The sequence below is a fragment of the Pacificimonas flava genome (assembly GCF_000342165.1).
GTDB classification, from domain to species: Bacteria; Pseudomonadota; Alphaproteobacteria; order Sphingomonadales; family Sphingomonadaceae; genus Pacificimonas; species Pacificimonas flava.
In genome coordinates, this window is the sequence record NZ_AMRV01000005.1 from 38,575 (window position 1) to 52,046 (window position 13,472).

Here is a 13,472-nt window from a genome sequence, read left to right on the forward strand (position 1 = left end):
GGCGTGCCGGTCCCGCCGGCACGCATCCCGACCCGCAGAACGGAATGACGCCCCCGCCCGGCAGAAGACCGGCCCGGGGGCCAGCTTCAGGAGAGCCAAGTGAGCATCCTTATCGACAAGAACACGAAGGTCCTGTGTCAGGGCCTGACCGGCAATACCGCCACCTTTCACACCGAGGCGGCGCTTGCCTACGGCACGAAGATGGTCGGCGGCGTCGTCCCCGGAAAGGGCGGCCAGGAGCATCTGGGCCTGCCCGTCTTCGACACGATGAGCGAGGCGATGAAGGAAACGAAGGCCGACGCGTCCGTCGTCTACGTGCCGCCCCCCTTCGCCGCCGATTCCATCATGGAGGCGATCGAGGCCGAGGTGCCGCTGATCATCTGCATCACAGAGGGCATCCCCGTCCTCGACATGGTCAAGGTGAAGCGCGCGCTGTGCGGCTCGAAATCGCGCCTGATCGGCCCGAACTGCCCCGGCGTGCTGACGCCGAACGAATGCAAGATCGGCATCATGCCGGGCAATATCTTCAAGGACGGGTCGGTCGGCGTCCTGTCGCGTTCCGGCACGCTGACCTATGAGGCGGTGGCGCAGACCTCAGCCGCGGGTCTCGGTCAGACGACGGCCGTCGGCATCGGCGGCGATCCCGTCAACGGCACCAACTTCATCGACGTCCTGGAAATGTTCCTGGAAGACGACGAGACCGAATCGATCATCATGATCGGCGAGATCGGCGGCAGCGCCGAGGAAGAAGCCGCCGAGTTCCTGAAGAGCTATCCCAAGAAGAAGCCGATGGTCGGCTTCATCGCGGGCCGCACTGCGCCCAAGGGTCGCACCATGGGCCACGCCGGCGCGATCGTGTCGGGCGGAAAGGGCGGCGCCGAAAGCAAGATCAAGGCGATGCAGGATGCCGGCATCACGGTGGTCGATTCCCCCAGCGAACTCGGCACCACCCTGGTCGAGGTGCTGAAGGGCTGATCGACCCGCGGCCATTCGGGTCCGTCCGCGCATCGGCGCGCGGGCGGCCTGAGCCGCTGAAGGTTGAAGCCGGCCGCCGACACGCTAAGTGGACCCGTGACAGGCCGATCGCGTTGGGGAGGGGCGCCCCGGCTGAAATATTCGTGCGCGCCGTGATGGGCGCGGGCAGGAGAGAGTAGCCGCATGGGCTTTGAAGGCGAGTTTCCGGACGCACTCGAGAATGTGGGCGCAGGCTTCATCGAAGCGCTCTACCGCAAATATGCGGACGATCCGGATAGTGTCGACATAAGCTGGCGCCGCTATTTCGAGGGTCTGGAGCGCGTTGCCGATTCGAACGGCCCCTCCTGGCAGCGCAGCGGCTGGCCGGTCGCGACCACGGATGATCTGACCGCCGCGCTCGATCCGACGCAGATGTCGGTCGAGCAGCCGGTGTCTCCGAAACTGACCGGCGCGATCGCGCCTGCCCCCAAGAGCGACGACCGCCGGCAGGTTTCCGCCGAGGACATTCGCCGCGCGGCGGAGGATTCGCTGCGCGCGATGATGCTCGTCCGTACCTACCGCGTGCGCGGGCACCTGGCGGCCGAATTGGACCCTCTCGGCCTGTCGAAGCGCGAGATTCCGGAAGAGTTGACGCCGGAATATCACGGCTTCACCGGCGCCGATCAGCAGCGCGTCGTGCATCTGGGCGGTGTCATGGGGCTGGAGGCGACGACGGTCGCCGATCTCGTCGCCATTCTGCGGCGCAATTATTGCGGCCATGTCGGCGTCGAGTACATGCACATCAACGACGATGAGGAGCGCCGCTTCATCCAGGAGCGTGTGGAAGGCCGCGAGAACGAGATTCACTTCACCGACATTGGCAAGCGCGCGATCCTCAACAAGCTGATCGAGGCGGAGGAGTTCGAGGGCTTCCTGGGCCGCAAATATGTCGGCACCAAGCGTTTCGGCCTGGACGGCGGCGAGGCCATGGTCCCGGCGCTGGAAAGCATCATCAAATATGGCGGCGCCGGCGGCGTGAAGGAAATCGTCATCGGCATGTCGCATCGCGGCCGGCTGAACGTCCTTGCCAACGTCATGCAGAAGCCGTTCCAGGCGATCTTCCACGAGTTCGCCGGCGGCAGTTCCAATCCGGAGGATGTCGGCGGCTCCGGCGACGTGAAATATCATCTCGGCACCTCCACCGACCGCGACTTCGACGGCAATGAGGTGCATTTGTCGCTGACGCCGAACCCCTCCCATCTGGAGGCGGTGGACCCTGTCGTCCTCGGCAAGGCGCGGGCTGCGCAGCAGCTTCGCGGAGACGAGAGCCGCGATCAGGTCATGCCGCTTCTTCTTCATGGCGACGCCGCCTTCGCGATGCAGGGCGTCGTGGCGGAATGCTTCGGCTTGATGGGGGTCGATGGTTATTCGACCGGCGGCTGCATTCATTTCGTCATCAACAACCAGATCGGCTTCACCACCAGCCCGCAATTCGCGCGCTCCAGCCCCTACCCGTCCGACATGGCGAAGATCGTGCAGGCGCCGATCTTTCATGTGAACGGCGACGATCCGGAGGCGGTGACCTTTGCGACGAAGGTGGCCGTGGAATACCGCGAGCGCTTCAACCGCGACGTCGTCATCGACATGTGGTGCTATCGCCGCTTCGGCCACAATGAGGGGGACGAGCCCAGCTTCACCCAGCCGCTGATGTACAAGGCGATCAAGAAGAAGGCGTCGGTCGCCAAGATGTACACGCAGCGCCTGGTGGACGAGGGCGTCGTCGATGCGGACTGGGCCTCCGGCCGCGCCGACGAATTCAAGGCGATGCTCGAAAGAGATTTCGAGGCGGCGCCGAGCTACAAGCCGAACAAGATGGACTGGTTCGAGGGGCGCTGGGCCGGCCTCGGCATGCCCGGCGGCGGCGAAGGTGACCGGCGCGCGGCGGAAACCGGCGTCTCTTCCGACACGTTGCAGGGCATCATGAAAGCCATCTCCGACGTGCCGGAGGGGTTCGCCATGCACCGCACCTTGAAGCGCGTCATGGATGCGCGTGTGAAGGCGGTGGAAACGGGCGAGGGGATCGACTGGGCCACGGCCGAATCGCTGGCCTTCGGTTCGCTGCTGCAGGAGGGCTTCGGCGTACGCCTGTCGGGCCAGGATTCGGGGCGCGGCACGTTCAGCCAGCGCCACGCCGTCTGGGTCGATCAGAACTCCTCCGACAAGTATCTGCCGCTGAAGCGCATCGATGAAAGCTTCAAGGTCTATGACAGCCCGCTGTCCGAATATGCCGTCCTCGGTTTCGAATATGGCTATGCGCTGACCGATCCGAAATCGCTCGTCATGTGGGAGGCGCAGTTCGGCGATTTCGCCAATGGCGCGCAGATCATGATCGACCAGTTCATCGCGTCCGGCGAGGCGAAATGGAACCGGGCCAACGGTCTCGTCCTGCTGCTGCCGCACGGCTATGAGGGGCAGGGGCCGGAGCACAGTTCCGCGCGTCTCGAACGCTTCCTGCAGCTGTGTGCGCACGACAATATGCAGGTCGCCAACTGCACGACGCCGGCGAATTACTTCCACATTCTGCGCCGCCAGATGCACCGCGATTTCCGCAAGCCGCTCGTGATCATGACGCCGAAGTCGCTGCTGCGGCACAAGGCGGCGGTGTCCGGTCTCGAAGACCTGAGCGGCGACAGTCATTTCCGCCGTATCCTGTCGGATCGGACCGAGATCGACGACGAGAAGGTGAAGCGTCTCATCCTCTGTTCCGGCAAGGTCTATTACGACCTGGCGGACAAGCGCGACGAGCTTGGTCTGGACGACACCTCCATCGTCCGCATCGAGCAGCTCTACCCCTTTCCGACCGATCCGCTGGCGCTGCGTCTGGCGCGCATGTCGAACCTGGAAACGGTGGTCTGGGCGCAGGAGGAGCCGAAGAACAACGGCTCCTGGTTCTTCGTCCAGCCGTTCATCGAGAAGGCGCTGGCCGATGCGAAACAGGGGCCTGCCCGTCCGGTCTATGCCGGCCGGGAAGCGTCCGCGGCGCCGGCCACGGGTCTTGCCTCTCGCCACGCCGCCCAGCAGAAACAGCTTGTCGAGGACGCGCTGACCGCCTGATCCTCCTTCCCATACGAAGTCTCGATCAGCCCAATTTTCACGATCAGAAGGACGAACCCCGAAAATGCCCACCGATGTCGTCGTACCCACCCTTGGCGAATCGATCACCGAAGCCACGGTCGGCGAATGGCTGAAGCAGCCCGGCGACAGCGTGGAGGCGGATGAGATCATCGCCAGCCTCGAAACCGACAAGGTTGCGGTCGAGGTGCCGGCACCCACCGCAGGCGTCCTCGGCGAGATCCTTGCGCAGGAGGGCGACGATGTCGAAGTCGGCGCGGTTCTGGCGCGGATCGAGGCGGGCGGCGAAGGCGCGGCGAAGACGGCCGCTCCGAAGGCCGACAAGGCAGAGGCTGCCGAGGACGAGGACGGATCCGCAGAGGCCGAAGACAGCGCGGATGAGGCGGCAGGCGGCGACGATTCCGCCAGCGATGCCCTGTCCCCGGCCGTGAAGAAGCTGCTCGCCGAGCATGATCTCGACCCGTCCTCCATCAAGGGCACCGGCAAGGGCGGACGCCTGCTCAAGGAAGACGTGAAGCGCGCGGTTTCCGGCGGCGCCGCGAAGAAGAGCGCGGGCGGCGCCGGCGAAACGAAGACGAAGATCGAGGATACGGCCCCGGCGGGCGCGGTGGACTCGAGACCGCTCACAAAGGCGGCGGCCGGCGCGGGTCGCAACGAGGAGCGCAAGCGCATGACGCGCCTGCGCCAGACGATCGCCAAGCGCCTGAAGGAGGCGCAGAACACGGCCGCCATGCTGACCACCTTCAACGACGTCGACATGTCGGCGGTGATGAAGGCACGCGATCAGTACAAGGACATGTTCGAGAAGAAGCATGGCGTGCGCCTGGGATTCATGTCCTTCTTCACCAAGGCCTGCGCGCTGGCGCTGAAGGATGTGCCGGCCGTGAACGCCTCCATCGAGGGCGACGAGATCGTCTACCGCGACTATGCCGATATCGGCATTGCGGTCTCCTCGCCGGGCGGTCTGGTGGTTCCGATCCTCAAGGATGCCGACAAGCTCAGCTTCGCCGACACCGAAAAGGCCATTGGCGATTTCGGCCGCCGCGCGCGCGACGGCGAATTGAAGCTGGAGGAGCTGCAGGGCGGTACGTTCACCATCTCGAACGGCGGCGTGTTCGGTTCGCTGCTTTCGACGCCCATCCTCAACCCGCCGCAGTCCGGCGTTCTGGGCATGCACCGCATTGAGGAGCGCCCGGTGGTGGTCGATGGCGAGATCGTCATCCGTCCGATGATGTATCTGGCGCTCAGCTACGACCACCGCATCGTCGATGGCCGCGAGGCCGTGACCTTCCTCGTCCGCGTCAAGGAAGCCATCGAGGATCCGACACGTCTGGTCCTCGACCTGTAGGGCGGAACACCGCCCGAAAAGGGAAAAACAAGGGTCGGCGCACCTTACCTTTGACGCGCCGACCCGTCGCCTGCCGACCTGCCGCCTGCGCCCTGTCAAGTTTCTCTCCCTCCCCAAACCATCATCCCGGCGAAGGCCGGGATCCACCTCCGAAGCCTGATCTAAGACGCAGCCGTTCAGAACACCCGCATGGCCTAACCCCATTCGAAACGCCGGCAGCGGCTGCGACACCGGGAGGTAGATCCCAGCCTTCGCTGGGATGACGGTCGAGGGGATGGCTTTGATGAAGCGCGGCGAGTGTCACGAGCGAACCGAAATCCGAACAAAACGCACCCAGCGCAGTCGTGAGGAGAGGCGGGACGGCCAACCGTCGCCTGCTGCAGGGAGGGCTGGACGTCCTACCTCCGCCCACCACGAGGAAAGCTGGTCGTTCTCTCACCACCTCACAACCAACGACCGTCATCCCGGCGAACGCCGGGATCCACCCCCTGAGCTTGATCTAAGACGCAGCCGTTCAGACACCCGGCATGGCCTAACCCCATTCGAAGCGCCGGCAGCGGCTGCGAAACCGGGAGGTGGATCCCAGCCTTCGCTGGGATGACGATTTTAGAGGGAGCGGCACGGGTGACGCGCGCCGAATGTCACGAGTGAACCGACACCCGAACGAACCGGATCCCGCAACCGTGGGGAGGGCTAGCCGCTCAACTCGCCCCCTGCGAGAAGGGCTGACCGCCCTCTTACCACCGCACACCTAACGACCGTCATCCCAGCGAAGGCTGGGATCCACCTCCTAAGCTTTATCTAAGGCGCAGCCGTGCAGAATACCCGGCATGGCCTCGCCCATTCGAAACGTCGGGCGGCGGCTGCGAAACCAAGAGGTGGATCCCAGCCTTCGCTGGGATGACGGGGTCGAGGGGTTGCCCATGTGAAGCGTGAACCAAGCCCCCGCTCGCTATCGCGACGAGCACCAGCGGCATTCGCGCCACCGCCCGCGGCTCTACCCGCCCGTTCTTTGCGCGATCCAATCGTCGATCTTGCGCTCCAGAATGGGCAGGGGCAGCGCGCCGGTCATCAGCACCTGCGCGTGGAACTCCCGCGGATCGAAGCGATCTCCGAGCGCGTCCATCGCCTTCTTCTTCAGTTCCTGAATCTTCAGCGCGCCGATCTTGTAGGACACGGCCTGGCTGGGGATGGCGATGTAGCGCTCGACCTCCGAAATCGCGTCGACCTCCGGCATGCCCGAATTGTCGAGCATGTATTTGATCGCCTGATCGCGGGTCCAGCCCTTGGAATGCAGGCCGGTGTCGACGACCAGCCGCATGGCGCGCAGCATCTCGTCGTTCAGATGCCCGAAGCGTTGATAGGGGTCGGTGAACAGGCCCAGTTCCGGCCCCAGCGTTTCGGCGTAAAGCGCCCAGCCCTCCACGAAGGCGGTGTTGCCGCCAAAGCGCATGAAGCTCGGCAGCGCCTCGTTCTCCTGCGCCAGGCTGATCTGGAAATGGTGCCCGGGCGACCCCTCGTGCAGGTACAGCGTCTCCATGCCATAGGTCTGCCGGTTATCGAGGTCGTAGGCGTTGAAATAGAAGACGCCCGGCCGGCTGCCGTCCGGCGTACCGCTATTATAGGATCCGGCGGCTTCTCCCGCCTCTCGGAAGGGTTCGACGCGGCGAATTTCCAGCGGGCTTTTGGGGATGGTCGAAAACTGCTCGCCGATTCTCGCGTCCACCTTCGCGCCGATGTCGTAGAAGCCCTGCGTGAAGCTCTCGACGCTCTTCGGCTTGAACTGCGGGTCGGTGCGCAGGAACTCGAAGAAGTCCGCCAGCGTCCCCTCGAAACCGACCTCGGTCTTGATCGCCTCCATCTGCCCCCGGATCCGCGCGACCTCGCTCAGGCCGAGCTCGTGAATATAGTCGGGCTCCAGGGGCAGCGTCGTCGTTTCCTCGATCAGCCGCTTGTACAGCGTTTCGCCGCCCTTCATGGCCGACAGGCCGACCTGATCGCGCGCCTGCGCGACATATTCGTCCGCCAGGAAATCGCGCAGCCGGCGATAGGCGGGGAAAATGTCGCCCCGGATGACGCGCTCATATTCCGCTGCCAGCCGCGCCTTGTCCGCCTCCGAAAAGCTGTCCGGAAAGTTCAGCGCCGGCGCGTAGTAGGGCGAATCCTTCGGGTCCTGCGCCAGCTGCGTGTCCAGCTGCCCAATGACGTTGTTGATCGTCAGCCTGGTCTCGACGACGCCGCTCGCCATCCCTTCGCGAAAGCGCTGGACGGCCCTGTCCATCAGTTCCACGAACTGCGCATGCCGTTTCAGATTGTTCTCGTAATCCTCGACCGTCTTGAACGGCGCCGCGCCCTCACCGCTCGCCAGCACCGGATAGGAGGTGTGGAAGCCGTAGAAATGGTTCAGCGGCCGCACCACTTGCAGCGCGATAAGCTCGTCCGTCAGCCCCTCGATCGCCTGCGTCTTCTCATATTCGAAGACATCGTAGGCCAGGCGGTCGGTTTCGTTCAGCGCACTGCGGTCGATGGCCTGCAGGGCCGCCACCTCTGACTGCGCTGCGGCCTTCTCAGCCGCGTAATACGCGTCGGTCAGATAATTGCCGAGGCGGTCGGCGTAGCGCATGTCGCCGCGCGCGAGCGCCGATAGCGGGTTCCGCTTCAGCTGGTCCTCGTCCGACGTCCGGAACAGGGCCCACAGCGCCGCATGGGCCGCGTCCTGGCTGCCGCTTGCAACGGCGGCACCATCCCCGGCCTGCGCGGGCGGCGGCGGGGCGGCGGTTTCGCCCGGCGCTCCTGCGCATGCAGACAGGGCGGCGGCAAGCGCCAGGATGGACAGACCGTGACTGATATTCATGAAAGCTCCCGGATCATGGGGGGCGAGCTGCCGCAACGGCCGGCACGTCCCGAATTGCCCCCGGCCGTGCCGCCGCCCCCGATGCGCTTGTGGCTAGGCCAGCGACCTGCCTCGCGCAAGTCACAGGTGCCGTTGGGGCCGGCCGCCTCTAACCCTGAGGGCCATGCGTCAACCTGCCGCCCGCCTTTTGGCCTATGCCGGACCCGGTATCCCGATCGCGGCCATGGGCCTGCCCCTCGTCGCGTTCCTGCCGCCCTATTACGCGGGCGAACTCGGTCTCAACCTCGCGGCGGTCGGCCTTGTCTTCTTCCTGGTGCGCGCGCTCGACGTGCCGTTCGACCCGCTCGTCGGACACTGGGCCGACAATACGCGCACGCGCCTCGGCCGGTTCAAGCCATGGCTGATCGGGGGCGGTCTTGCCGCCTTCGTCGCCACGGCCCTCGTCTTCTTTCCGCCGGAGGGTGTCGGTACAGCCTTTCTGTTCCTGACGCTGCTCGCGCTATACGCCGGCCAGTCCTGCATCAACGTACCCCACACATCGTGGGGCGCGACGATTTCCAGCGACTATCACGAGCGCAGCCGGGTCTTCAGCTTTTGGCAGGGCGGTCATCTGGTCGGCCTCGTCCTCGTCCTGCTGCTGCCGGCGATTCTCGACGGCGTGCTGGGGGAGGATGCGCCCGGCGCGGTGCAGGCCATGGGCATCTTCATTCTCGTATCGCTGCCGGTGGCGATCCTGTGCGCCGTCATCTTCGTTCCGCGCAGCAACAACCGCGTCGATCATCCGAAGATCGGCTGGCAGGAATTGAAGCTGTTCTTCGGTCAGGGCGAATTGCGGACGCTGCTGATCGTCGACATCCTGTTCAGCCTCGGCGCCGGTTCGCTTGGCGCGCTGCTGCGCTTCTTCCTGGAACAATCGCGCGGGTTCACCGACACGGGTTCCTCGCTCATGCTGCTGGTCTTCTTCGTCAGTGGGCTGGCCGCGCTGCCGCTGTGGCTCGCCCTCGCGAGGCGCATCGGCAAGGCGCGCACGACAGGCGCGGCCTGCCTCTACCACATGACGCTCCATGTCGCGGCCTTCCCGTTCCTGTCCGGCGACAATGTCGGCCTCGGCATCGTCCTGATGGCGTTGGCCGGTATCAGCTTTGCCGCCCCCACATTTCTCCTGCGTTCGATTCTCGCCGATTTCAACGACGCTGCGAAGGAGAAGGGGGCGAACGACCGCATCGGCCTCTTGAACGCGGTTCTGACGACGGCGCAGAAACTCGGCTACGCCGTGCCGGTCGGGGTCTTGTTGCCGCTTCTCGATCTGGCCGGCTTCAATGCGGAGCCGGGCGCGCAAAACACGCCCGAGTCGCTGTTCTGGCTGGAAACCGTGTGGTTCTGCGTCATTCCCGTCACCTTGCTGCCGGCGGCGCTGTTCATGGTCTTTCTGAAAAGCGACCGCCTGCGCCATGCCGCCAGCCGCGCTGCGTAGCGTGGTGAGCGGCCGGCCAGTTGACCAGCACCCCGATCCGCGGTTCCCCTTAGAAAGGCCCTATCGGTCCGGACGCGGGCGCGCTATGATAAAGATTGCCGAAAATGCTTTTCGGCGGATTAAGGGACGCCCGCGGCGCGCGGGAACGAATATTAGATGTGCTGCCTTCGCATTTCGGCTTTACCGATTCGAGTGGGGGTCAGAGCGGCCGGACGCGCCAGGTCGGCTGCGAATCGAGACGGTAGAGTGGACGAGGGATCGAATGAGTTCTGACGGACGCCGGCGCGGACGCGGCCGGGACAAGGGTCGTGGCGGCGACGATTTTTTTGGCGCGGAAGAGCCTTATGGCGGCCAGAGCTATGACCGCGGCGGCTTCGGCGGCGGCAATTTCGGAAATGATCGTGGCGGCGGCTATGGCGGCGGCGGTGGCGGTTACGGCCAGGACCGCGGCGGCTTCGGTGGCGGCGGCGGTTATGGCGGTGGCTATGGCGACGATCGCGGCGGACGCGGCGGCGGCGGCGGCTTTCGCGGTGGCGGCGGCGGCGGTGGCCGCGATGCCGGCATGTCGCTTGGCAACGCCAGCGGCACGGTAAAATGGTTCAACCCGACGAAGGGCTTCGGCTTCATCGCGCGCGACGAGGGTGAGGACGTCTTCGTTCACATCAGCGCCGTCGAGCGCGCCGGCCACACCACCCTGGCAGAGGGGCAGGCCGTGCGTTTCAACCTGATGGACCGCGGTGGACGCCTGTCCGCATCGGACCTGGAGATCGACGGCGAGGCTCCGGCAGCACCGGCACGCGCACCGCGTCAGGATCAAGGCGGCGGCGGCAGCCGCGACCAGGATGTCGACTTCACGCCCGGCGAACGGCTGGATGGTGCGGTCAAATTCTTCAATGCCATGAAGGGTTTCGGCTTCCTCAGTCGCGACGATGGGCAGCCCGATGCCTTCGTGCACATCAGCGCGCTGGAACGCTCGGGCATGCAGAGCCTGACCGAGGGGCAGCGCGTGTCCTTCGAGCTGGCCCGCGATCGGCGTGGACGCGTGTCCGCCGACAAGATCGAGCTGATCTGACCCGACCTTGACGGCCTATGTTCATGAAGGGGATCTGCCGGAGGGCGCGCTAGGTCATACGGGTCCCATCGCCGTCGATTGCGAGGCGATGGGACTCGACCCGCACCGCGACCGGCTGTGCGTCGTGCAATTGTCGAGCGGGGGCGAGGACGAGCATCTCGTCCGCCTCGACAAGGGGTGTTACGAGGCGCCGGTGCTGAAGGCGCTGCTGGCGGACCCCAATCGTTTGAAGATCCTTCATTTCGCCCGGTTCGACATCGCCGCGGTCCGCAAGTGGCTGGGTGTCACCATGGCGCCCGTCTACTGCACGAAAGTCGCTTCGAAGCTCGTTCGCACCTATACGGATCGGCACGGATTGCGCGACCTTGCGCGCGAAACGATCGGTCAGGATATCTCCAAGCAGCAGCAATCCAGTGACTGGGGCGCGCCGCGGCTGACCGACGCGCAGGTCGAATATGCGGCGTCCGACGTTCGCTATCTGCACGAGATCAAGCAGGTGCTGGACGAGCGTCTGGCCCGCGAGGGGCGGACCCAACTGGCGCAGTCCTGCTTCGATTTCCTACCGGTTCGCGCCGAACTCGACCTCCTGGGCTGGGACCAGGTCGACATCTTCGCCCATAGCTGAAGGGGGCGGGACGGCCATGAGCGCGGCAGCGGAGGACCTTCGGAAAAGCCGGCGGGACTGGGCGCTTCCCCATTCCCGTTGGGACCGCTTCGCCGCCGCCATGCGCGTTGCCCTGCCGGCTGCCGCGGCGGTGCTGCTGGCGATCGGCCTGGTCTGGCCGATGACGCAGGATCAGGAATTCAGCTTCATCCTTTCCAAGGACGAGGTCGACATGGCGGGCGACCGCATGCGCCTCGATGAGGCCGTCTACCGCGGCAAGGACGATCTGGGCCGGCCGTTCCTGATTCGCGCCAGAAGCGGCGTTCAGCAGACCAGTGCCGACCCGCGGCTGGTCCTCAGCGGCCTCAGCGCCCGGTTGCAGATGGAGGAGGGGTTGGCACGTGTCGCCGGCGATCAGGGCGTATACGACCTGGAGGCGGAGACGCTGTTCGTCGACGGTCCCGTGCAGGTGACGCGAACGGATGGATATCGGCTGGTGACGGGGGACATGCTTGTCGATATTCCGGCGCGCAGCATGGTCGGAAGGGGGCGCGTCGAGGGCGTGCATCCGCTCGGCCGTTTCGAAGGTGACGAGCTGAAGGTGGACCTCGGCTCGCGTGTCGTGACCCTGGACGGGAACACGAAGATGAGGATCAATCCGTGACGCTGTCCCGCATTATGACCGGCCTCGTGCTTTCCGCGCTTCTCGCTCTGGCGGCGGCGCTCGTGACCGGGCCGGGCCGCGCGCAGATCGTCGGCGGATCGCTGCGCAACTATGACAAGCAGGCACCGATCGACTTCGCCGCCGACCGTATAGAGGTGCGCGAGCAGCAGAAGGAGGCGCTGTTCAGCGGCAATGTGGAGGTGGAGCAGGCAACGCTCGACCTGACCGCGAACACGGTCCGCGTCCTTTATTCCGATGCCGATGGCCTGTCGGTCAGCCAACTCGTGGCGGACGGGTCGGTGACGGTGACGACGCCGGCGGAAAGTGCCAGCGCGTCGCGCGCCATTTACGACGTGCCGCGCAGCCTGATCACGCTCCTGGGCAATGTTCGGCTGGACCGGGGGGGCGACACCCTGTCGGGCGAGCGGCTGGTGATCGACCTGAATTCGGGTCAGTCCTCTATCGCCGCCGGCGCGAACGGACGCGTGACCGGCCGCTTCACTCCCGCGCAGACCGACTAAGGGTTTCCGCGCACTTCGAAAGCTGCGGCCAGAGAGACGAGCGCCGCCGCCCTGCCCGGATGGCAAACCAGCAAATCGGGCACGATGACGTTCGCGCGGTTGTAGCGCAGCGGCGTCCCGTCGAGGCGGGAACAGTGCAGCCCCGCCGCCAGCGCGGCAGTCACGGGCGCCAGATTGTCCCATTCGCTCTGCTCGCCGCTGTGCAGATAGGCATCTGCCTCTCCCAGCATCACGGCCGCGACCTTCGCGCCCGCCGAACCCATTCGGATCAGCCGCGCGCCGAGCTGCTCCGCGGCATAGGCGGCGATCGGCGCCGGACGCGTGCGGCTGGTGATGATCCGCAAGGGCTCGCCCTCGGGCGGCAGCGGCGGCGGCGCGGCGCTGCTGAGAACGAGGCCGCGCCGCGGTACCGCCACGGCACCGGCGCTCGGCACACCGTCCACGGCCAGTCCCACATGGACCGCCCAGTCGTCGCGGGCGGCGGCGTACTCCCGTGTTCCATCCAGCGGGTCCACGATCCACACCCGCCGGGCAGACAGGCGGGCGGGCCCGTCGGCGCTCTCCTCCGACAGGATTGCGTCATGGGGGCGGTCGGCTGCCAGCCGCGCCATGATCAGGTCGTTCGCCCGCCTGTCGCCCTCATCGCCAAGGGCCTTGCCGGTCAGCCGACCTGCATCCGCCAGCGCCGTCAGCAGGCATCCGGCCTCTTCGGCGATCGCAGCGGCAAGCTCGGCATCGTCCATGCCTGGCATCATTCCGCGCGAGCGCCCGGAAAACCAGCGAAAACCCGGCCTACTCTGCTTTTCGCGGGGGTGGACGGCTGCTGCCGCGCTCCCTACCCATCAGCGG

Annotated in this window: 10 protein-coding genes; 8 read left to right on the forward strand and 2 right to left on the reverse strand. The window is 65.8% G+C overall.

What is annotated here, in order from left to right; all coding sequences use genetic code 11:
• The first annotated feature begins 99 nt into the window (after window positions 1–99).
• The 3 genes from sucD to odhB all read left to right on the forward strand — a co-directional run bounded on the left by sucD (window position 100) and on the right by odhB (window position 5,434).
• Window positions 100–975: a succinate--CoA ligase subunit alpha gene (gene sucD, locus C725_RS08640; RefSeq protein ID WP_008601987.1), complete on the forward strand. Its 876-nt coding sequence runs from the start codon at window positions 100–102 to the stop codon at window positions 973–975.
• Window positions 976–1,158: 183 nt separating this feature from the next.
• Window positions 1,159–4,068, forward strand: coding sequence for a 2-oxoglutarate dehydrogenase E1 component (locus C725_RS08645; protein ID WP_008601989.1), 2,910 nt, complete (start codon window positions 1,159–1,161; stop codon window positions 4,066–4,068).
• A gap of 64 nt (window positions 4,069–4,132) precedes the next feature.
• Window positions 4,133–5,434: a 2-oxoglutarate dehydrogenase complex dihydrolipoyllysine-residue succinyltransferase gene (gene odhB, locus C725_RS08650; protein WP_008601996.1), complete on the forward strand. Its 1,302-nt coding sequence runs from the start codon at window positions 4,133–4,135 to the stop codon at window positions 5,432–5,434.
• 997 nt (window positions 5,435–6,431) lie between these two features.
• Here odhB and C725_RS08655 read toward each other — a convergent pair.
• Entirely contained in the window at window positions 6,432–8,288 is a 1,857-nt protein-coding gene (locus tag C725_RS08655) for a DUF885 domain-containing protein (protein ID WP_008601997.1), read from the reverse strand.
• Between the two features lie 163 nt (window positions 8,289–8,451).
• Here C725_RS08655 and C725_RS08665 point away from each other — a divergent pair, with 163 nt between their 5' ends.
• The 5 genes from C725_RS08665 to C725_RS08690 all read left to right on the forward strand — a co-directional run bounded on the left by C725_RS08665 (window position 8,452) and on the right by C725_RS08690 (window position 12,623).
• Window positions 8,452–9,762, forward strand: coding sequence for an MFS transporter (locus C725_RS08665; RefSeq protein ID WP_008602000.1), 1,311 nt, complete (start codon window positions 8,452–8,454; stop codon window positions 9,760–9,762).
• Window positions 9,763–10,024: 262 nt separating this feature from the next.
• Window positions 10,025–10,834, forward strand: a complete 810-nt coding sequence (locus tag C725_RS16835; RefSeq protein ID WP_008602002.1) for a cold-shock protein — start codon at window positions 10,025–10,027, stop codon at window positions 10,832–10,834.
• A 7-nt stretch (window positions 10,835–10,841) separates the two neighbouring features.
• On the forward strand, window positions 10,842–11,459 hold the full coding sequence (locus C725_RS08680) for a ribonuclease D (RefSeq protein ID WP_008602004.1): 618 nt from the start codon (window positions 10,842–10,844) through the stop codon (window positions 11,457–11,459).
• 16 nt (window positions 11,460–11,475) lie between these two features.
• Window positions 11,476–12,102: a hypothetical protein gene (locus C725_RS08685; protein WP_008602006.1), complete on the forward strand. Its 627-nt coding sequence runs from the start codon at window positions 11,476–11,478 to the stop codon at window positions 12,100–12,102.
• Complete coding sequence (locus tag C725_RS08690) at window positions 12,099–12,623, forward strand: LptA/OstA family protein (protein ID WP_008602007.1); 525 nt, start codon at window positions 12,099–12,101, stop codon at window positions 12,621–12,623. Before C725_RS08685 ends, C725_RS08690 begins: the two co-directional genes overlap by 4 nt.
• Here the strand turns inward: C725_RS08690 and C725_RS08695 are convergent.
• Window positions 12,620–13,366, reverse strand: coding sequence for a 3'(2'),5'-bisphosphate nucleotidase CysQ (locus tag C725_RS08695; RefSeq protein WP_008602008.1), 747 nt, complete (start codon window positions 13,364–13,366; stop codon window positions 12,620–12,622). The genes C725_RS08690 and C725_RS08695 overlap by 4 nt on opposite strands.
• Window positions 13,367–13,472: the final 106 nt, after the last annotated feature.